General features: G+C 67.7%; 16 protein-coding genes. 13 read left to right on the top strand and 3 right to left on the bottom strand.

What is annotated here, in order from left to right; translation table 11 throughout:
• Positions 1 to 182 precede the first annotated feature (182 nt).
• The 4 genes from ACO07Z_RS06990 (at position 183) to ACO07Z_RS06975 (ending at position 4,494) form a co-directional block, all read left to right on the top strand.
• Positions 183 to 1,181 (top strand): ABC transporter substrate-binding protein, encoded by a 999-nt coding sequence (locus ACO07Z_RS06990; protein WP_307019635.1) that lies wholly within the window; start codon positions 183 to 185, stop codon positions 1,179 to 1,181.
• A 228-nt stretch (positions 1,182 to 1,409) separates the two neighbouring features.
• Positions 1,410 to 2,498 (top strand): ABC transporter ATP-binding protein, encoded by a 1,089-nt coding sequence (locus tag ACO07Z_RS06985; RefSeq protein WP_421698044.1) that lies wholly within the window; start codon positions 1,410 to 1,412, stop codon positions 2,496 to 2,498.
• Positions 2,495 to 3,673: an ABC transporter permease gene (locus ACO07Z_RS06980; RefSeq protein WP_421698043.1), complete on the top strand. Its 1,179-nt coding sequence runs from the start codon at positions 2,495 to 2,497 to the stop codon at positions 3,671 to 3,673. The genes ACO07Z_RS06985 and ACO07Z_RS06980 overlap by 4 nt, the downstream gene beginning before the upstream one ends.
• A 2-nt stretch (positions 3,674 to 3,675) precedes the next feature.
• Complete coding sequence (locus ACO07Z_RS06975; protein WP_421698042.1) at positions 3,676 to 4,494, top strand: ABC transporter permease; 819 nt, start codon at positions 3,676 to 3,678, stop codon at positions 4,492 to 4,494.
• A 23-nt stretch (positions 4,495 to 4,517) separates the two neighbouring features.
• On the opposite strand, the gene ACO07Z_RS06970 is transcribed toward ACO07Z_RS06975, so the two are convergent.
• On the bottom strand, positions 4,518 to 5,522 hold the full coding sequence (locus ACO07Z_RS06970) for a LysR family transcriptional regulator (protein ID WP_421698041.1): 1,005 nt from the start codon (positions 5,520 to 5,522) through the stop codon (positions 4,518 to 4,520).
• A 181-nt stretch (positions 5,523 to 5,703) separates the two neighbouring features.
• Between ACO07Z_RS06970 and ACO07Z_RS06965 the strand changes: the two genes are divergently transcribed.
• The 8 genes from ACO07Z_RS06965 (at position 5,704) to rpe (ending at position 14,845) form a co-directional block, all read left to right on the top strand.
• On the top strand, positions 5,704 to 6,729 hold the full coding sequence (locus tag ACO07Z_RS06965) for a class 1 fructose-bisphosphatase (protein ID WP_421698040.1): 1,026 nt from the start codon (positions 5,704 to 5,706) through the stop codon (positions 6,727 to 6,729).
• Positions 6,730 to 6,742: 13 nt separating this feature from the next.
• Positions 6,743 to 7,618, top strand: a complete 876-nt coding sequence (locus ACO07Z_RS06960) for a phosphoribulokinase (RefSeq protein WP_421698039.1) — start codon at positions 6,743 to 6,745, stop codon at positions 7,616 to 7,618.
• Positions 7,619 to 7,632: 14 nt separating this feature from the next.
• Positions 7,633 to 9,654: a transketolase gene (tkt, locus tag ACO07Z_RS06955; RefSeq protein WP_421698038.1), complete on the top strand. Its 2,022-nt coding sequence runs from the start codon at positions 7,633 to 7,635 to the stop codon at positions 9,652 to 9,654.
• A gap of 16 nt (positions 9,655 to 9,670) precedes the next feature.
• The gene (gene fba, locus ACO07Z_RS06950) at positions 9,671 to 10,756 is read left to right on the top strand and encodes a class II fructose-bisphosphate aldolase (protein ID WP_421698037.1); all 1,086 of its coding nucleotides are present in this window, start codon (positions 9,671 to 9,673) and stop codon (positions 10,754 to 10,756) included.
• Between the two features lie 88 nt (positions 10,757 to 10,844).
• Positions 10,845 to 12,314, top strand: a complete 1,470-nt coding sequence (locus tag ACO07Z_RS06945) for a form I ribulose bisphosphate carboxylase large subunit (RefSeq protein WP_421698036.1) — start codon at positions 10,845 to 10,847, stop codon at positions 12,312 to 12,314.
• Between the two features lie 126 nt (positions 12,315 to 12,440).
• Entirely contained in the window at positions 12,441 to 12,860 is a 420-nt protein-coding gene (locus ACO07Z_RS06940; protein WP_244378262.1) for a ribulose bisphosphate carboxylase small subunit, read from the top strand.
• Between the two features lie 257 nt (positions 12,861 to 13,117).
• Positions 13,118 to 14,062, top strand: a complete 945-nt coding sequence (gene cbbX, locus ACO07Z_RS06935) for a CbbX protein (protein ID WP_421698035.1) — start codon at positions 13,118 to 13,120, stop codon at positions 14,060 to 14,062.
• Between the two features lie 102 nt (positions 14,063 to 14,164).
• The gene (rpe, locus tag ACO07Z_RS06930; protein WP_421698034.1) at positions 14,165 to 14,845 is read left to right on the top strand and encodes a ribulose-phosphate 3-epimerase; all 681 of its coding nucleotides are present in this window, start codon (positions 14,165 to 14,167) and stop codon (positions 14,843 to 14,845) included.
• 24 nt (positions 14,846 to 14,869) lie between these two features.
• On the opposite strand, the gene ACO07Z_RS06925 is transcribed toward rpe, so the two are convergent.
• Both ACO07Z_RS06925 and ACO07Z_RS06920 read right to left on the bottom strand, forming a co-directional pair.
• Positions 14,870 to 15,778 carry a hypothetical protein gene (locus ACO07Z_RS06925; RefSeq protein ID WP_421698033.1) on the bottom strand — a complete coding sequence of 303 codons (909 nt, stop codon included), beginning with the start codon at positions 15,776 to 15,778 and terminating at the stop codon, positions 14,870 to 14,872.
• A gap of 164 nt (positions 15,779 to 15,942) precedes the next feature.
• Positions 15,943 to 16,611 carry a DedA family protein gene (locus ACO07Z_RS06920; RefSeq protein ID WP_421698032.1) on the bottom strand — a complete coding sequence of 223 codons (669 nt, stop codon included), beginning with the start codon at positions 16,609 to 16,611 and terminating at the stop codon, positions 15,943 to 15,945.
• Between the two features lie 217 nt (positions 16,612 to 16,828).
• Between ACO07Z_RS06920 and ACO07Z_RS06915 the strand changes: the two genes are divergently transcribed.
• A complete protein-coding gene (locus ACO07Z_RS06915) occupies positions 16,829 to 19,207 on the top strand; it encodes a mechanosensitive ion channel family protein (protein WP_421698031.1) in 2,379 nt (792 codons plus the stop codon).
• Positions 19,208 to 19,210: the final 3 nt, after the last annotated feature.

Raw genomic sequence — 19,210 nt, 5'->3', positions numbered from 1 at the left:
CGCCACCAAAAGAGGCAGGGCTGGTTATTATATTAACCAGATTACCCCCAAGGGGCCCGGCCATTCTATTACCCATGCCGGCAGCGTGCTTTGCTGCGGCACCAGCGACAACAGGGGGAACTTCCATGAAGGCCACTTCCACTCTTCTGCGGATCGGCGGTGCCGGCCTCGCTCTCGGCCTGATGATGGCCGGCGGCACGGCCTCCGCGCGCGATCTCACCGTCGTGTCCTGGGGCGGCAACTACCAGGACGCCCAGAAGAAGATCTATTTCGAGCCCTTCTCCAAGAAGATCGGCAAGCCCGTGCTCGACGAGAGCTGGGACGGCGGCATCGGCGTCATCGCCGCCAAGGTGAAGGCCGGCGTGCCGAACTGGGACGTGGTGCAGGTCGAGACCGAAGAACTCGAACTCGGCTGCGCCGATGGCTTCTACGAGAAGATCGACTGGTCGAAGCTCGGCGGCAAGGACAAGTTCCTCCCCGCCGCGGTGAGCGATTGCGGCGTCGGCGCCATCGTGTGGTCGACCATGCTCAGCTATGACGCCAACCGGCTGAAGACCCCGCCGACCTCGTGGGCGGATTTCTGGGACGTGAAGAAGTTTCCCGGCAAGCGCGGCTTCCGCCGTGGCCCGAAATACTCGCTCGAATTCGCTCTGATGGCTGACGGCGTGAAGCCGGAAGAGGTCTACAAGGTGCTCGGTACGCCGGAAGGCGTCGACCGCGCGTTCAAGAAGCTCGACGAGCTCAAGCCGCACATCGTGTGGTGGGAAGCCGGCGCCCAGCCGCTCTCCCTGCTCGCCTCGGGCGAGGTGGTGATGTCCACCGCCTATAATGGTCGCCTCGCCGGCATCAACAAGACCGAAGGCAAGAACTTCCAGGGCGTCTGGCCGGGCAGCATCTACGCCATCGACAGCTGGGTCATCCTCAAGGACAGCCCGAACGCCAAGGAAGCGATGGACTTCATCGCCTTCGCCAGCGAGCCGGCCAACCAGTCGAAGCTGCCGGACTACATCGCCTACGGCCTCCCCAACAAGGAAGCCGCCGCGATGGTGCCGGCCGCGCTGCAGAAGGACCTGCCGACTACGCAGGCCAACCTCACCGGCGCCATCGCGCTGGACGGCGCCTTCTGGGTCGACAATGTCGAAGAGCTGACCAAGCGCTTCAACGCCTGGCTGGCCAAGTAATCGGCACAGCGCGTCATCGGGCTGCGCCGCGGCGCGGCCCGCTCACGGCGACCTCCGGGCCGCGCCCCTCATCCGGCGCGGCCCGGTCACTTCTCGCCTAGCTCTTGACCGACAATGGCGGGACGATGCCCGCCCGGGCCGAAAGGCGGGGACGGGACGGGCCCGCGCTTGGAGCGGGCGGCGCGTCCGGGTAACGTCAGGGCCAAGGCCATCACTCGGAGATTGCGGTTGGCGCCCTTCATTCATTTCGATCAGGTCACCAAGTCCTTCGGCCCGCTGAAGGTGGTCGACAAGCTCGACCTCGAAGTCGCGAAGGGTGAGTTCGTCAGCCTGCTCGGGCCGTCCGGCTCCGGCAAGACCACTCTCTTGATGATGCTGGCCGGTTTCGAGCAGCCCACCCATGGCGCCATCTGGCTCGACGGCACCCGTATCGAGAGCCTGCCCTCGCACAAGCGCAATATGGGCGTGGTGTTCCAGAATTACGCGCTGTTCCCGCATATGACGGTGGCGGAGAATGTCGCCTTTCCGCTCGCCATGCGCGGCGTGGGCAGGGCGGAAGCGGCGGCGCGGGTGACACGGGCGCTCGACATGGTGCGCCTCGGCCATCTCAAGGACCGCCGCCCGGCCCAGCTTTCCGGCGGCCAGCAGCAGCGCGTCGCGCTGACCCGTGCGCTGGTATTCGAGCCGACCGTGGTGCTGATGGACGAGCCGCTCGGCGCGCTCGACAAGCAATTGCGCGAGCACATGCAGCTCGAACTGCGCGACCTGCACCGCACGCTCGGCCTCACCGTGATTTTCGTCACCCATGACCAGTCCGAAGCGCTGACGATGTCGGACCGCATCGCCGTGTTCAACCATGGCCGCATTGAGCAGCTCGACACGCCGGAAGGCATTTACGACCGCCCGCGCACCCGCTTCGTCGCCGAATTCATCGGCGAGACCAACCTGTTCGAGGGCGTGGTGAAGTCGGTCGCCGACGGCATTGCCGAGGTGACGATCGCCGAGGGCGTGACGGTGCGGGCGACCCAGCTCGGACCGGTCGAGGTCGGCGCGCCGATCCTCGCCTCGGTGCGGCCGGAGCGGCTGCATCTGCAGGACCAGCCGGGGACGAGCAATGTGATCCCGGTTACCGTCACCGACAATGTGTATCAGGGCGACCATCTGCGCACCCATCTCGCCGGTCCGGGAATCGAACTCGTCGGCAAGGTGCAGCGGCGCGTGCCGGTGGGGCCGGTGGGCAGCACGGCGTTCGCCTGTTTCGAGCCGTCCGAATGCACGCTGATCGCGCCGGACGTGGCGGCGGGGCGCGCCGCATGAGCGGGTCCTTCACACGCGGCCGCCTCTCCGCGCTGCTTCTCGTGGCGCCGCTGTTCCTGTTCCTGGCGGCGTTCTTCGTCTGGCCGCTGGTGATGATGATCTCCGTCTCCGTCACCGACGGCACGGTGCGGCAGGTGATGCCGGCCACCGCCGAGGTGATCGGCGATTGGGACGGCACTGGCCTGCCGCCACCGGAGGTGCAGCAGGCGCTTATCGCCGATCTGCGCGCGCCGAGCGAACAGATGGCCTTCGGCGACGCGGTGCGCCGACTCAACAGCGAGGTGTCGGGCTTCCGCACGCTGCTGAGCCGCACCGCCAGCGCCGTGCGCGATGCGCCGCCCGGCCAGCCCGTGGACCTCGCGGCGGTCGATCCACGCTGGGGCGAGGGGCGCTACTGGCAGGCGCTGCAGCGGGCGATGCCGAACTATACCGACCGCAATTTGCTCGCCGCCGTCGATCTCAAGCGCGACACTGAGGGCAACATCGCGGCGGAGGCGTCGGCCAACCGCGTCATCATGCTGCGCACCTTCACCATCGCCGCGCTGGTGACGGTGCTGTGTGCCCTCATCGGCCTGCCCTATGCGATGATCGCCGCCGCCGCCACGGGGTGGGTGCGCAATGTGATGCTGCTGGCCGTGCTGCTGCCGCTCTGGACCTCGCTGCTCGTGCGCACCGCCTCGTGGGTGATCCTTCTGCAGAATGAAGGGCTGATCAACAAGGCACTCATCGCCATCGGCATTGTCGACCAGCCCTTGCAGCTCATCTTCAACCGCACCGGCGTGGTCATCGCCATGACGCACGTCCTGCTGCCCTTCATGGTGCTGCCGATCTACTCCGTGCTGCTCGGCATTCCGCGCAATCTCATGCCGGCGGCGTCCTCGCTGGGGGCGAACCGGCTGCGGGCGTTCTGGCACGTGCTGCTGCCCATGGCGCTGCCTGGCGTTGCCTCCGGGGCGCTGCTCGTCTTCATGGTGGCGCTCGGCTACTACATCACCCCGGCGCTGGTCGGCGGGGCTGAAGACCAGATGATCTCCTCGGTCATTGCCTTCTTCGCCACCGGCACCGCCAATTGGGGCATGGCCGGCGCGCTCGGCCTGATCCTTCTGGTGACGACGACGGCGCTCTATCTCGTCTATGGCCGGCTGTCGCGCTCGCCCAACATGGTGGGGGCCTGACCATGGCCGCACAGCCTCCCGCCCTGCGCGCCGGGCAGATCGTCTTCGGCGCTGCCGTGGTGTTCTTCCTGGTGGCGCCGATCATCGCCATCCTGCCGCTGGCGTTCAATTCGAGCGTGTTCCTCAACTACCCGATGGAAAGCGTCTCCTCGCGCTGGTTCGTGGAATTGCAGACCAGCGAGACCTGGCGGCGCGCCATCGTTAACAGCCTCATCATCGGCTGCGGCGCCACGGCGCTGTCGACGGTGATCGGCACGTTGGCCGCGCTCGGCCTGCGTAATGCGCGCCTGCCCTTCGCCAATCTGCTGCGGGTGATGTTCCTGCTGCCCATGGTCGTGCCGGCGGTGGTGTTGGGCGTGGGCATGCAGATCCTCTACACGCGCCTCGGCCTCGCCAGCACCTATCTCGGCGTCATCGTCGCCCATGCGGTGCTGTGCGTGCCCTTCGTCATCGTCAGCGTCTCCGCCTCGCTCGGCGGCATCGACGGCTCGATCGAGCGGGCGGCGAGCAGCCTCGGCGCCAATCCGGCGACGGTGTTCCGGCGCATCACCCTGCCGCTCGCCCTGCCGGGCGTGGTGTCGGGGGCGGTGTTCGCCTTCGCCACCTCGCTGGACGAGGTGGTGATCACGCTGTTCGTCGCTGGACCCAACCAGCGCACGCTGGCGCGGCAGATGTTCGCCAGCATCCGCGAGAATGTGAGCCCGACGATTGCGGCGGCGGCGTTCCTGCTCATCATCGGCACGCTGTGCCTCGCGGGCCTCGCCGGCCTGCTGCGCTGGCGCCAGAGCCGGCTGGCCAAGGCCGCGCCCGACGGCGCCTGAGCGCTGAGGGGGCGGGAGGGGGCTTAGCCCCCGTCCTGCGCCTCATCGTCGTGCGCTTCCTCCTCCGCCTTCTTCCGCTCCACCTCCAGCGCGGCGCGGGCTTCGGCGACGCCGGGAAGGTGCAGCGTGTCGGGCAGAAATTCTGGGCCACGCCGAGCCAGGAATTCAGTGAGCGCCGCCGCCGGCGGGGTCAGGCGCTTGGCGGAGCGCTTGACCACGAACCATTGCCGCACCTCCGGCAGCCCCTCGACATCGAGCACGGCGAGCCGCCCATCCGCCACCTCGGCGGCGATGGTGTGGGCGGAGATGAAGGCGAGGCCGAGCCCCGCCATCACCGCCTGCTTGATGGTCTCGTTGGAATCGATCTCCATGCCGATGCGCGGATCGAGCCCCCATTGCTGGAAGAACCGCTCCATCAGCCCGCGCGTGCCGGAACCGGGTTCGCGCGACATAAAGGTCGCGTTGGCGATGGCGGAGGGGGCGATGCGGCGGCCGAGCAGCGGGTGATCGGCCGGGGCGATCAGCACATGCGGATGGTCACCGATCAGCGTCTTGTCGACCTCGATGTCGAGCGGCGGTCGCCCCATAATGGCGACATCGATCGCATCCGCCCGCAGGCCGGCGATGATCGCTTCGCGGTTGCCGACCGAGATCACCACGTCGATACCGGGATGGGCGCGGGTGAAGGCGCCGAGCGCCGCCGGCACGAAATATTTGGCCGTCGAGACCAGCGCCACCGACACCCGCCCCGAGCGCAGCCCCTTCATCGAATCGAGCGCGGCGCCGCAATCGGCCAGCGCCTGTTCGATACGGGCGGTGGCGAGCAAGATTTCCCGGCCGGCGGCGCTGGGCTGGAAACGATCGCCCGCGCGGTCGAGCAGCGGCAGGCCGAGATGCTGTTCGAGCAGTTGCACCTGCATCGTCACCGCCGGCGGGGTGACGTTCAGCTTCTTCGCCGCCCCGGTAACGCTGCCGGTTTCGACGATGGCGGCGACGGCGCGCAGCTGCTTCAACGTGGCATTACGCATAAACCATTACACTTCAGCTAAATTGAACCTGAAGGTCAATTTATTCGAATTTCCTTACGCCAGCAAATCAGGCAGTGTGATCTCAACAAAAGGCGTCCGCCGCTTCGGGTCCCCGCCCGAAGGCCTACGGAAACGACACGCCAAAGGGCTCAAGCCCACAAGAACATAACTGGGGAACGCCATGACACGCCCGACATTGCAGGGCCACCTCGAGGGGTGGTCGCAGGCCGACGCCATGCGTCGCGACATTGCCAGCGCCATTCTCGCGCTGGCCGAGGCCGGCCGTCAGATTTCCGAGCTTCTCGCCGCCGGTCCGCTGGCGGGGGCGCTCGCCACCGTGCGCGGCTATCACGCCGATGGCGACAGCCAGAAGGAACTGGACGTCATTACCGACGATCTCGTGCGCGAGGCGCTTTCGGAGGCGCCGGTCGCCCTGTTCGGCTCCGAGGAAGCCGACACGGCGGTGCCGCTCAATCCCGCCGGCACGCTCGCGGTGGCGGTCGATCCGCTGGACGGCTCGTCCAATATCGACACCAACGCCACGGTCGGGACCATCTTTTCCATCCTGCCCTATATCGGCAGCGATTCGCTGCTGCAGACGGGCCGGGCGCAGCTCGCCGCCGGCTTTCTGCTCTACGGGCCGCAGACCGCGCTGGTGCTGACCGTCGGCGACGGGACGCAGATCTTCACCCTCGACCGCGCCAGCGGCGCCTTTCTGCTCAGCGAAGAGCGGGCGCTGGTGCTGCCGGAAACGACGGAATACGCGGTCAACGGCTCCAATCTGCGCCATTGGGACATTGCCATCCGCTCCTATGTCGAGGATTGCCAGGCCGGCGCCGATGGCCCGCGCGGCAAGGATTTCAACACGCGCTGGGTCGCCTCCATGGTGGCCGATGTCTACCGCATCCTGGTGCGCGGCGGGGTCTATCTCTACCCCGGCGACGCCCGGCGGGGCTATGGCCACGGCCGCCTGCGGCTGGTCTATGAGGCTAATCCCGTCGCCTTCCTGATGGAACAGGCGCAGGGCTCCGCCACCGATGGGGTGCTGCCGATCCTCGACATCGTGCCCGAGCATCTGCACCAGCGCGTGCCGCTGGTGTTTGGCTCGCGCGCCGAGGTCGAGCGCATCGCCCGCTATCACCGCGACGCCGCCGCGATGCCGGAGCGTTCGCCTTTGTTCGGCCGTCGCGGCCTGCTGCGCGCCTGACGGAGAGAGACCCATGTCGATCCATCACCCCATCATCTCCGTCACCGGCTCCTCCGGCGCGGGCACCACTTCGGTGCGGCGCATCTTCGAGCAGATCTTCCGCCGCGAGGACGTGACCGCCGCCTATATCGAGGGCGACGCCTATCACCGCTACGACCGCGCCGAGATGAAGCGCGTCATGGCCGAGGAGGCCTCGCGCGGCAACCATCACTACAGCCATTTCGGGCCGGATTCGAACCTGTTCGAGGAGTTGGAGGAGACCTTCCGCTCCTATGCCCACACCGGCACCGGCAAGTACCGGCATTATGTGCATGACGACAAGGAAGCGGCGGAATATGGCGGCGCGCCCGGCACCTTCACGCCTTGGGAACCGATCCCGACCCCGACCGACCTGCTGTTCTACGAGGGGCTGCACGGGGCGGTGGCGAGCGGCAACATCGATGTCGCCCGCTATGCCGACCTTAAGATCGGCGTCGTGCCGGTCATCAATCTCGAATGGATTCAGAAGATCCATCGCGACCGGTCGCATCGCGGCTATTCGACCGAGGCGGTGACCGACACCATCCTGCGGCGCATGCCGGACTACGTGAACTACATCTGCCCGCAGTTCACCCACACTGACATCAACTTCCAGCGCGTGCCGACGGTCGATACCTCGAACCCATTCATCGCCCGCTGGATCCCCACCGCCGACGAATCCATCGTTGTCATCCGCTTCAAGAGCCCACGCGGGATCGATTTTCCCTATCTGCTCTCGATGATCCAGGGCTCCTGGATGAGCCGCGCCAATTCCATCGTGATCCCCGGCGGCAAGCTCGACATCGCGATGCAGCTCATCCTCACGCCGATGATCCTCAACATCGTCGAAAAGAAGCGGCGCGCCGCGTGAACCGGGAGGACAGCATGTTGACCAGCCATTCTGAAGCCCTGCGTCCGCTGCAGGACCCGGCCGAGATCCCCCATGACGACATGGCCAATGCGCTGCGCGCGCTCGCCATGGACGCGGTGGAGAAGGCCAAATCGGGCCATCCCGGCATGCCCATGGGCATGGCGGACGTGACCACCGCCCTGTTCTCCCGCTTTGTGACGCTGGACCCCAGCCGCCCCGACTGGCCGGACCGCGACCGCTTCATCCTCTCGGCCGGCCACGGCTCGATGCTGCTCTACGCGCTCAACCATCTGCTCGGCTATGCCGATATGGGCACGGAACAGCTGAAGAGCTTCCGCCAGCTCGGCGCCGTCACCGCCGGCCATCCCGAGCACGGCCACACGCTCGGCGTCGAGACCACCACCGGCCCGTTGGGGCAGGGGCTCACCACTGCGGTCGGCATGGCGCTGGCCGAGCGCATGCTCAATGCCCGCTTCGGCGACGATCTGGTCGATCACCGCACCTGGGTCATCGCCGGCGATGGCTGCCTGATGGAAGGCATCAGCCATGAGGCCATCGACCTTGCGGGCCACCTCAAGCTCGCCAAGCTCACCGTGCTCTGGGACGATAACGGCATCTCGATCGACGGCAGCACCGCGCTTTCCACCTCCACCGATCAACTCGCCCGCTTCGCGGCCTCCGGCTGGAAGGTGCTGCGGGTCGACGGCCACGCCCATCACGCGCTGATCGACGCCATCGCCGAGGCACGGACGAGCGACCGGCCGGTGCTGATCGCCTGCCGCACCACCATCGGCTACGGCGCCCCGACCAAGGCCGGCACCGAAGCCGTGCACGGCGCCCCGCTCGGTGCCGCCGAGATCGACGGCGCGCGCGAGGCGCTCGGCTGGAACTACCCGCCCTTCGAGGTGCCGGAAAGCGTGCGCGCGGCCTTCGCCGCCATCGCCCGGCGCGGCCGCGAGGCGCGCGAGGCCTGGGAGAAGCGGCTTTCCGCTTCCGGCCGCCGCGCCGATTTCGAGGCGGCGATGGAAGGCGACCTGCCGGCCGATTTCGACGAGAAGCTCGCCGCCTATAAGCGCGAACTCTCCCAGACCGCGCCGAAAGTGGCGACGCGCAAGGCCTCCGAGATGGCGCTCGGCGTCATCAACCGCGCCACCGATCTCACCATTGGTGGCTCGGCCGATCTCACCCATTCCAACCTCACCGTCACCAAGGGCATGGAATCGGTGACGCCGGGCAACTATGCCGGCCGCTATATCCATTACGGCATCCGCGAACACGCCATGGCGGCGGTCATGAACGGCCTCGCCCTGCATCGCGGCAGCATTCCCTATGGCGGCACCTTCATGGTGTTCTCCGACTACGCCCGAGGCGGCATGCGGCTCTCGGCGCTGATGGGCCAGCGCGTCGTCTATGTGCTGACGCACGATTCCATCGGCCTCGGCGAGGATGGGCCGACGCACCAGCCGATCGAGCATCTCGCCATGCTGCGGGCGACGCCGAACCTCTATGTGTTCCGCCCTGCCGACGCGGTGGAGACGCTGGAAGCCTGGCAGCTCGCGCTGCATGCGGAGGGCACGCCCTCGGTGCTGGCGCTCTCCCGGCAAAACCTGCCGACCTTCCGCACCGAGCATTCCGAGGAGAACCTCGTCGGCTACGGCGCCTATGTCGCCCGCAAGCCGAAGCGCCGGCGCGACGTGACGCTGCTCGCCACCGGTTCGGAAGTCGAGATCGCCTTCAAGGGCGCGGACCTGCTGGCCGAACGCGGGGTCGACGCCGCCGTCGTCTCCATGCCCTGCTGGGAGCTGTTCGAACGGCAAAGCCACGAATACCGCCGCGCCGTGCTCGGCACCGCTCCGCGCGTCGCCATCGAGGCGGCGGCCCGGCTCGGTTGGGATCGCTGGATCGGCGAGCGCGGACGCTTCATCGGCATGGAGGGCTTCGGCGCCTCCGGCCCGGCGGCGGATCTCTACCGCCATTTCAACATCACCCCGGAGGCGGTGGTCGACGCGACCTGCGACCTCCTGACCTGCGCCTGAGCCAGAGGAAGAGCCAATGGCCCGCATCACCCTTCGTCAGCTTCTCGACCACGCCGCCGAGCACAGTTACGGCGTGCCGGCCTTCAACATCAACAATATGGAGCAGGGCATCGCGATCATGGAGGCGGCGCAGGCCGTCGACGCCCCGGTCATCATGCAGGCCAGCCGCGGGGCCCGCTCCTATGCCGGCGACATCATGCTCTCGCGCATGATCGACGCGCTGACCGAGATGTATCCCGCGATCCCGATCTGCATGCATCAGGACCACGGGAACAATGAGGCGACCTGCCTCTCCGCCATCCAGCACGGCTTCACCTCCGTGATGATGGACGGCTCGCTGAAAGAGGACGCCAAGACCCCGGCGGATTACGACTACAACGTCGCCATCACCCGCCGCGTGGTCGACGCCGCCCATTGGGTCGGCGCTTCGGTGGAAGGTGAACTCGGCGTGCTCGGCTCGCTGGAGCACGGTGCCGGCGAGCAGGAAGACGGCCACGGCGCGGAAGGGCAGCTCAGCCATGACCAGCTGCTGACCGACCCCGACCAGGCGGTGGATTTCGTCGCCCGCACCAAGGTCGACGCCCTCGCCATCGCCATGGGCACCTCGCACGGCGCCTACAAGTTCTCGCGCCAGCCCGATGGCGACATCCTCGCGATGAACATTATCGAGGAAATCCACCGCCGCCTGCCCAATGTGCACCTCGTCATGCACGGCTCCTCTTCGGTGCCGCAGCCGCTGCAGGATCTGTTCAACGCGTCGGGCGGCGAGATGCCCCAGACCTGGGGCGTGCCGGTGGAGGAGATCGTGCGCGGCATCCGGCATGGGGTGCGCAAGGTCAATATCGACACTGATTGCCGCCTCGCCATGACCGCCCAGTTCCGCAAGGTGGCGCAGGGCAACAAGGCCGAGTTCGACCCGCGCAAATTCCTCAAGCCCGCCATGGACGCGATGCGCGACCTCTGCCGCGCGCGCTTCGAGGAATTCGGCACGGCCGGCCACGCCTCGCAGATCAAGGTGCTGCCGCTGGCCGCCATGGCCAAGCGCTACGCCGCCGGCAGCCTCGATCCGGTGATCGGCGGCGCCCGGGTGGCGGCGGAGTAATCGCTTCCCGCGACGGGGAGCTGTTCAACGAGATTGCAGGCGCGCGCCCACCGCGCGGCGCCCATGGGAACGCACAGGGAGAAGATCGATGAACGCGATCGACAAGACCAAGCCCACCGAGGAGAAGCGCAGCCGCTACAGCGCCGGCGTGATGGAATACCGCAAGATGGGCTACTGGCAGCCCGATTACGAGCCGAAGGACACGGACGTGATCGCGGTGTTCCGCATCACCCCGCAGGACGGCGTCGACGAGATCGAAGCTTCGGCGGCCGTGGCCGGCGAAAGCTCCACCGCCACCTGGACCGTGGTGTGGACCGACCGCCTGACCGCGTGCGACAAGTATCGCGCCAAGTGCTACCGGGTCGACCCGGTGCCGAACGCGCCGGGCTCCTGGTTCGCCTATATCGCCTATGACCTCGACCTGTTCGAGCCCGGCTCGATCGCCAACCTGTCGGCCTCGATCATCGGCAATGTGTTCGGCTTCAAGCCGCTCAAGGCGCTGCGCCTTGAGGACATGCGCCTGCCGGTCGCCTATGTGAAGACCTTTGACGGCCCGGCCACCGGCATCGTGGTGGAGCGCGAGCGTCTCGACAAGTTCGGCCGCCCACTGCTCGGCGCGACGGTGAAGCCCAAGCTCGGCCTGTCCGGCCGTAACTACGGCCGCGTGGTCTACGAGGCGCTGAAGGGCGGGCTCGATTTCACCAAGGACGACGAGAACATCAATTCGCAGCCCTTCATGCACTGGCGCGACCGCTTCCTCTACTGCATGGAGGCGGTGAACAAGGCGCAGGCCGGCACGGGTGAGGTGAAGGGCACCTATCTCAACATCACCGCCGCCACCATGGAAGACATGTATGAGCGCGCCGAGTTCGCCAAGCAGCTCGGCTCCTCCATCGTCATGATCGACCTGATCATCGGCTACACCGCGATCCAGTCCATGGCGAAGTGGGCGCGGCGCAACGACATGATCCTGCACCTGCACCGCGCCGGCCACTCCACCTATACGCGGCAGAAGAGCCACGGCGTCTCCTTCCGCGTCATCACCAAGTGGATGCGCCTCGCCGGCGTCGATCACATCCATGCCGGCACGGTGGTGGGCAAGCTGGAAGGCGACCCCCACACGACCAAGGGCTATTACGACCTCTGCCGCGAGGATTTCGTGCCGCAGAACCTCGCCCATGGCATCTTCTTCGATCAGGACTGGGCCTCGACCCGCAAGCTGATGCCGGTCGCCTCGGGCGGCATTCATGCCGGCCAGATGCACCAGCTCATCGACCTGCTCGGCGAGGATGTGGTGCTGCAGTTCGGCGGCGGCACCATTGGTCACCCCATGGGCATCCAGGCCGGCGCGACCGCCAACCGTGTGGCGCTGGAAGCGATGATCCTCGCCCGCAACGAGGGCCGCGACCTGCTCAATGAGGGGCCGGAGATTCTGAAGGACGCCGCGCGCCATTGCCTGCCGCTGAAGCAGGCGCTGGAGACGTGGAAGGACGTGACCTTCAACTACTCCTCCACCGACACGCCCGACTTCGTGCCGCAGGCCACCGCGGCGGAGTGAGTTCCGTCATCCCGGACGCGCCGCAGGCGCGATCCGGGATCGCGAGACCAGCGTGGAAACCCTTTTCCGGAAATCGATCCCGGCTCAGCCTCCGGCCGACAGGGATGACGAGAGCGAGACACCACCATGCGCCTGACTCAGGGAGCCTTCTCCTTCCTGCCCGATCTCACCGACGAGCAGATCACCCGCCAGGTCCAGTACTGCATCGACAAGGGCTGGGCGGTGAACATCGAGTTCACCGACGACCCGCACCCGCGCAACACCTATTGGGAATTGTGGGGCCAGCCGATGTTCGACGTGCCGGACGCCGCTGGCGTGATGTTCGAGCTGAACGAATGCCGCAAGGTCTATGGCGGCCGTCAGTACATCCGCCTCAGCGCTTTCGACGCGACCCACACCTGGGAGTCGCTGCGCCTTTCCTTCATCACCGACCGTCCTGCTGAAGAGCCCGGCTTCGCGCTGGAGCGCCAGGAAATTGACGGTCGGTCGATCCGCTACACGACGCGCGCCTATGCGGCCAACCGCCCGGAGGGCGCGCGCTACTGATCCGTCGGCTCCCACTACTCCCCCGACGGAGAACCGCGGTCGTCCGGTTTCCTCCCCGGCCGCGAGGGACCGATGTCGGAATGCCGCGCCCGGCATCGGTCCCCTTTTTCTTTCCGAGCATCATTCGAGGCCCGGCTGCGCCGGGCACCTCAGGATGACGTCGTTTCGACTTCTCCCAGAGCCACGTCATCCCCAGGGTGCGAGCGTCAGCGAGCCTCGAAGGATGGCGCCAGAAGACGCCGGCAGGAGCAACGCCCATGGATGCCGTGATCGACGACCCGACCCTCGCCGCCGAGGCCGCGCCGAAGGCCCCCGACTCCATAGACCTGCGTGCCGAATTCGCCTCCAGCGGGCTCGCCGATGTGTTCGACCAGCTTGACCGCGAACTGGTGGGGCTGGTGCCGGTGAAGCGCCGGCTGCGCGAGATCGGCGCGCTGTTGCTGGTCGACACCGCCCGTCGCCGCTTCGGACTGGAGGCGGTGAGCCCGACCCTGCATATGAGCTTCACCGGCAATCCCGGCACCGGCAAGACCACGGTGGCGTTGCGGATGGCGGAAATCCTCCACAAGCTCGGCTATGTCCGCAAGGGTCACCTCGTCACCGTGACGCGCGACGATCTCGTCGGTCAGTACATCGGGCACACCGCGCCGAAGACAAAGGAAATCCTCAAAAAGGCGATGGGCGGCGTGCTGTTCATCGATGAGGCCTATTACCTCTACCGCCCCGAGAACGAGCGCGATTACGGGCAGGAAGCGATCGAAATCCTGCTGCAGGTGATGGAGAACCAGCGCGACGACCTCGTCGTCATCCTCGCCGGCTATGCCGACCGGATGGAGCGCTTCTTCACCGCCAATCCGGGCTTCCGCTCGCGCGTCGCCCATCACGTCGATTTCCCCGACTATTCCGCCGCCGAGCTCGACGCCATTGGCGGGCGCATTCTCGACACCATGAACTACCGCATGAGCCGCGAAGCGGAGGAGGCGTTCCGCCGGTATATCGAGCTGCGCATGCAGCAGCCGCATTTCGCCAATGGCCGCTCGATCCGCAACGCGCTGGACCGTGCCCGCCTGCGCCAGGCCAACCGGCTGTTCAATTCCGACCGGCCGGTGACGGCGGACGACCTCGTCACCCTCGCCGCCGAGGACATTCTCGCCAGCCGGGTTTTCTCCGGCGGCATCGACAGCTACCCGCCGCTCAAGTGACCGTCATCCCGGACGGCCCCAGGCCGATCCGGGATCGCACCCCATACTTCATGACGATCCCGGCTCTCGCTACGCTCGGCCGGGATGACGGGAGACACAGATATGGTTCTCATCGCCCCCTCCATGCTTGCCTCCGACTTCGCGCGCTTCGGCGAAGAGGTGCGCGATGTCGCCAGCGCCGGCGCCGACTGGATTCATCTCGACGTGATGGACGGGCATTTCGTGCCGAACATCACCTTCGGGCCGGATGTCATCAAGGCCATGCGCCCGCACACGGACAAGCTGTTCGACGTGCATCTGATGATCGAGCCGGTGGAGCCCTATATCGAGGCCTTCGCCAAGGCGGGGGCGGACATCATCACCGTGCAGGCGGAGGCGACGCATCATCTCGACCGCTGCCTCCAGCTCATCCGCTCCTTCGGCAAGAAGGCCGGGGTGGCGCTGAACCCGGCGACGCATGAGAGCGTGGTCGCCTATGTGCTGGACAAGGTGGACCTCATCCTGCCGATGACGGTCAATCCCGGCTTCGGCGGCCAGGCCTTCATCGCCGATGTGCTGCCGAAGATCTACCGGCTGCGGGCGATGATCGGCGAGCGGCCGATCCATCTCGAAGTCGATGGCGGGGTGACGCCGGAAACCGCCGCGCTCTGCGCTGCGGCGGGGGCGAACGTGCTGGTGGCCGGCTCGGCCGTGTTCAAGGGTGGGCGCGACGCCTATGCCGGCAACATCGCCGCCATCCGCGAGGCCGGCCGCACAGCCCGGCGCGGGCGCGCCGCCGCCTGAGTGGGACGCGGTCGCCGCCCGCCGTTAATTGAAGGCGTCTTCCGTCAGGTTGAGGATCAGCACCTGCCGCGCGCTGTCCGGAATGGACGGGGAGGCGCGCAACTCCACCCCGAGCGCGGGGCGGCGCTTCTGGATGATCTCCGCCACGTCATTGGCCATGTCGGCGCTGCCGGCATGGAAGGAAAGCGTGTTGCTGGTGGTCTGCACCACCCCGGTATCGGACACCACCACGTCGAAGCCGGCCGCCTTCAGCGGGGCGGTGAAGGCGTCGACCCGCGCCTTGGGCACGGTGTTGACCGGAGCGAAGATGCGCACCGTATAGCCCGCGCCCGGCAGTGCCGCCGTCGCCGGGGCGGGCGGGTTCGCAGCGGGCGCATTCTGGGCCGGAGTCGGCGTTGTGCCGGCCAGAGGCACGAGAGGATCGGCCGGCGCGGAAGTCGCGGGCCCGGGCGTCGCGGGTGAGGGCGTCGCCGGCGCGGGAGGCGTCGTGCTCGCCGCGGGCGGCGTGGCCGGCGCGACGGCCTGCGGGGCCGGGGGCACTTCCAGCGCTTCGAGACGTTCGGTGAGCGTGGCTTCGACGCCGCGCAGTGTGGCAACCTCATCGCGCAGGCTCAGCACCTGGGCGGTGAGGAAAGCGACACCGGCCAGCAGCAGCACCAGTACCAGCCCGAACAGAATCGGCAATACCGGGGGCAGGGCGCGTGGGGCGGGGGCCTCGGCGCGCTTCGTCTCCAGTTCCAGCCGGCGCATCTGCAGCTTCAGCTGCTCGATGCCGAGCCAGCGCTGGAACGCCACCGGGTCCTGCGGCGGGCCTTTGGCACGGTTGGGCGAGGCAGCAGTGGCCGGGGCCGCCGGAACACGCGGGGCGCCGCCGGTCTCTTCGCCGGCACGGGCCCGCACGGGGCCGATGGAGGGCTCAAGCTTGTCGATCATTCCGCGTTCCCGTCCGCCCGTGGCCAGGTTTTTCGCCCCGGCACCGCCGCGCGAACGGCGCGGCGCTCCGGAGGCTTGCTCCCGGCCATAGTAGCGCAAGGCAGGAAGCGGGCGGACGAATCCTTACGAAATGGTTAAGACGGCGCCCGCGCCGAAGGCTCGGCTTAGCCCGCCGGTACCCCGCTGGGCCGGCGCCTTGTGCGCGGCCGCTTGGCGATGCGGCCCTTGATCACCCGCAGCACCACCACGGTGGCGATCAGCATGACGAGGGTGATGCCCACCATCATGACAAGCCATTCGCCCTGGCTATGGGCGCCCATTTCGCTGGCGCTCTTCCCGGCCAGCCAGCCCGGTGCCAGCATGACCGGCGCCCAGACGATGGCCGAGGAGACGTTGGCGAGCTGGAAGCGGCGCTGGTCCATCCGCATCATGCCGGCGACCAGCGGCATGGTGGCCCGCACCGGCCCGAAGAAGCGGCCGACAAACACCGAGGCGAAGCCGAAGCGGCGGAAGAACAGCCGCGCCTGCGCCACCTGCTCGCGGTAGCGCAGCAGCGGCCGACGGTGCACCACGCGCGGCCCGAGCCAGCGCCCAAGCCAGTAGGAGACGACATCGCCGAGAATGGCGCCGGCAATGGCGGCGGCGATGACCGGAAGCGGCGAGACGATCCCCGTGCCCACAAGCCCGCCAATGGCGAGCATGAGGGCGGTGGCGGGGATGAGGATGCCAATGAGGACCAGCGATTCGCCGAAGGCGATGAGGCCGATGACCAGCGGGATCAGGTAGTCGTGGCCGCTCAGAAAGGCGACCACCTCGGCGGATAAAGCTTCCATAGCCTCTCACTGACGCAAGGTAACGGCCCCAATGTGCGGATGAAGGTGACGGGAGCAAGGCGGGGCGACATTGCGCCGCTGCGTTGCGGCCCTGATGGCGGCGGCGGAACCTTTCGCCGCACCGGGCGTTAAACGAGCCGCACCCGCCATTCCGGCTCCCTCACCTCGGCGAGCTCTGGGCCTCACCGCCGAAGAGCCGCGAACGACGGAAGGCCTCATGCCGCTGCGTGCTCTCAGCCGCCTGTTCTTCGCCCTTTCCCTTCTCCTCACTCCGCTCCTCGCCGGCCCGCTCGCGGCCCAGACCGCCGGTGTCCCCACCGCCGTCGAGGCCGCACCTGCCGCTTCCCCCGTGCCGGATAGCCGCACCAGCGATCTCAGGGCATTGCTCGACACGCTGAGCGACGAGGCGGCGCGCACCCGCTTCCTCGCGCAATTGCGGGCGCTGGTGGACAGCGAGGCCGGAACGCAGGCGGCGACGCCCGCGGGCACCACTGAGGAGGCCGCGCCGGGCCGCGACGACTGGCTCTCCGGTGCCACCCAGTCGCTCGGTGCCTTCTCCGGCTCCGTGCTCTCGCTGGTCGGTGAGATCGAGCAATTGCCGGCGCAGGCGGAGAAGCTGTTCAGCGACCTCGCCGATCCGCTGGTGCTGGAGCGCGTCGGCTGGGCGGTGACGATGATCATCGCCGTGCTCGCCGCTGCCCTGCTGGCGGAATACATCGCGACGCGCCTGCTGGCCGGGCTGCGGCGGGCGATCGAGGCCCGACGCACGCGCGGGCTGTTCATGCGCGCGCTGCTGCTGGCACTGCGCACGCTGATCGACATCGTGCCGATCACCGCCTTCGCGGCGGCAGCCTTCGGCGTGCTGGCGCTGGTGGAACTGAACTTCATCGTCCGCCTCGCCGTCGTCACCGTGATCAATGCCAATGTCCTGGCGCGGCTCATCCTGGTTGGCGCGCGGGCGGCGCTGACGCCGGACGCGCCGCAGATGCGGCTGTTTCCGCTCGATCATGAGAGCGCGGCCTATGGGTATCTCTGGGTCCGCCGCTTCACCTATACGCTGGTCTACGGCCATTTCCTGCTGCGTGCCGCCTGGGTGCTGGGCCTCGCTTTGCCCACCTACCGGTTCTTCGGCAATCTGCTTGGCCTGTTCGTCGCCGGCATGGCCGTGGTGTTCGTGCTGCAGATCAGGGGTGGGGTGGCGCGCCGGCTGCGGCGCCTCGGCGCACGCGAAGGCCGCGTGGCGCGGCTGCGCAACGCCGTCGCCGATTTCTGGCACGTCCTCGCCATCGCCTATGTCATCGCCGGCTTCCTGGTGTGGACGCTCGATGTCGATGGCGGCTTCGCCTTCCTCGCCCGCGCCACGCTGCTCTCGCTGCTCACCCTCGCCCTGGCGTCGCTCCTCATCGCGCTGATGCTGCGGGCCTTCGAACGGGTGTTCAAGCTCAATGCCGAGATGCGCACGCGCTACCCCCTGCTGGAGGCGCGCGCCAACCGCTATCTGCCGGCGCTACGCAGCGCGATGCAGGGGCTGGTGATGCTGGTCGCCGCGCTGGTGCTGCTGGAAATCTGGGGCGCCCGCCCGTTCGAGCGGCTGGCCTCGGAGGCCGGGCGGCTGGCAGTGGGGCGGCTCATCTCCATTGGCGTGGTGGTGCTGGTCGGGCTCGTGCTGTGGGAAATCTCCACCGCCTTCGCCGAGCGGCTCCGGGCGGCCAATCCCACTTCCACCCGATTGAAGACGTTGCTGCCCTTCCTGCAGAACGCCTTCCGCGTGGTGCTGCTCACCCTTGGCAGCCTGATCCTGCTCTCGGAGATCGGCATCAACATCGCCCCGCTGCTGGCGGGCGCCGGCGTGCTCGGCCTTGCCATCGGCTTCGGCGCGCAGACGCTGGTGAAGGACGTGATCACCGGCGTGTTCATCCTGATGGAGGACACCATCTCGGTGGGCGACGTAGTCGAGGTCGGCGCCCATGCCGGGCTGGTGGAGAAAATCACTATCCGCACTGTCCACATGCGCGACTTCGACGGCAATGTGCACTCCATCCCCTTCGGCGAGGTGCAGACGGTCAAGAACATGTCGAAGGACTTCGCCTATGCGGTCGTCGATGTCCGCATCGCCTATCGCGAGAGCATCGACGAGGCGCTGGCGCTGATGGCGGAAGTCGCCGCTGACATGGCGGCGCACGGGCCGCTGGCGGAAACCATCATCGAGCCGTTCGAGGTGGTGGGCGTCGAGGCGCTGGACCCCTCGCATATCCAGCTGCGCGGCCGCTTCAAGACCCGGCCGCTGGGCCAGTGGAATGTGCGGCGCGAATTCTACCGCCGCATCAAGGCCGCCTTTGACGTACGTGGCATCGAGATGCCGTACCCGCACCAGACGGTCTATCTTGGCACCGACAAGAAGGGCATGGCCCCGCCGCTGCGGGTGGTAAACCAGAGCGCGGAGGAGCTTGCCCCGCCCGTGCGTCCCCGCCGCGCCGCCGCGCGCGCCGCGGCGGCGACGCCCGGCCCGATGATCGAGGAGCATCCCGGCGCGCGCGAACGCAGCGAGGAGGATGAGGAGCCGGTGCTGCCCGCCATCGAGGAGCGGCGGCATTAGTGT

Source organism: Ancylobacter sp. (assembly GCF_965229075.1).
Classification (GTDB): domain Bacteria; phylum Pseudomonadota; class Alphaproteobacteria; order Rhizobiales; family Xanthobacteraceae; genus Ancylobacter.
Note: the sequence above shows the minus strand (reverse complement) of the source record. Positions and strands in the feature narration are given on the sequence as shown.

Bases quoted from the DNA above. Each gene is read 5' to 3' on its own strand.
- rpe (WP_421698034.1), top strand. From the start codon at position 14,165: ATGGTTCTCATCGCCCCCTCCATGCTTGCCTCCGACTTCGCGCGCTTC.
- ACO07Z_RS06945 (WP_421698036.1), top strand. From the start codon at position 10,845: ATGAACGCGATCGACAAGACCAAGCCCACCGAGGAGAAGCGCAGCCGC.
- ACO07Z_RS06920 (WP_421698032.1), bottom strand. From the start codon at position 16,611: ATGGAAGCTTTATCCGCCGAGGTGGTCGCCTTTCTGAGCGGCCACGAC.
- ACO07Z_RS06970 (WP_421698041.1), bottom strand. From the start codon at position 5,522: ATGCGTAATGCCACGTTGAAGCAGCTGCGCGCCGTCGCCGCCATCGTC.
- ACO07Z_RS06915 (WP_421698031.1), top strand. From the start codon at position 16,829: ATGCCGCTGCGTGCTCTCAGCCGCCTGTTCTTCGCCCTTTCCCTTCTC.
- cbbX (WP_421698035.1), top strand. From the start codon at position 13,118: ATGGATGCCGTGATCGACGACCCGACCCTCGCCGCCGAGGCCGCGCCG.
- ACO07Z_RS06925 (WP_421698033.1), bottom strand. From the start codon at position 15,778: ATGATCGACAAGCTTGAGCCCTCCATCGGCCCCGTGCGGGCCCGTGCC.
- ACO07Z_RS06960 (WP_421698039.1), top strand. From the start codon at position 6,743: ATGTCGATCCATCACCCCATCATCTCCGTCACCGGCTCCTCCGGCGCG.
- tkt (WP_421698038.1), top strand. From the start codon at position 7,633: ATGTTGACCAGCCATTCTGAAGCCCTGCGTCCGCTGCAGGACCCGGCC.
- ACO07Z_RS06965 (WP_421698040.1), top strand. From the start codon at position 5,704: ATGACACGCCCGACATTGCAGGGCCACCTCGAGGGGTGGTCGCAGGCC.
- ACO07Z_RS06975 (WP_421698042.1), top strand. From the start codon at position 3,676: ATGGCCGCACAGCCTCCCGCCCTGCGCGCCGGGCAGATCGTCTTCGGC.
- ACO07Z_RS06940 (WP_244378262.1), top strand. From the start codon at position 12,441: ATGCGCCTGACTCAGGGAGCCTTCTCCTTCCTGCCCGATCTCACCGAC.
- ACO07Z_RS06980 (WP_421698043.1), top strand. From the start codon at position 2,495: ATGAGCGGGTCCTTCACACGCGGCCGCCTCTCCGCGCTGCTTCTCGTG.
- fba (WP_421698037.1), top strand. From the start codon at position 9,671: ATGGCCCGCATCACCCTTCGTCAGCTTCTCGACCACGCCGCCGAGCAC.
- ACO07Z_RS06990 (WP_307019635.1), top strand. From the start codon at position 183: ATGATGGCCGGCGGCACGGCCTCCGCGCGCGATCTCACCGTCGTGTCC.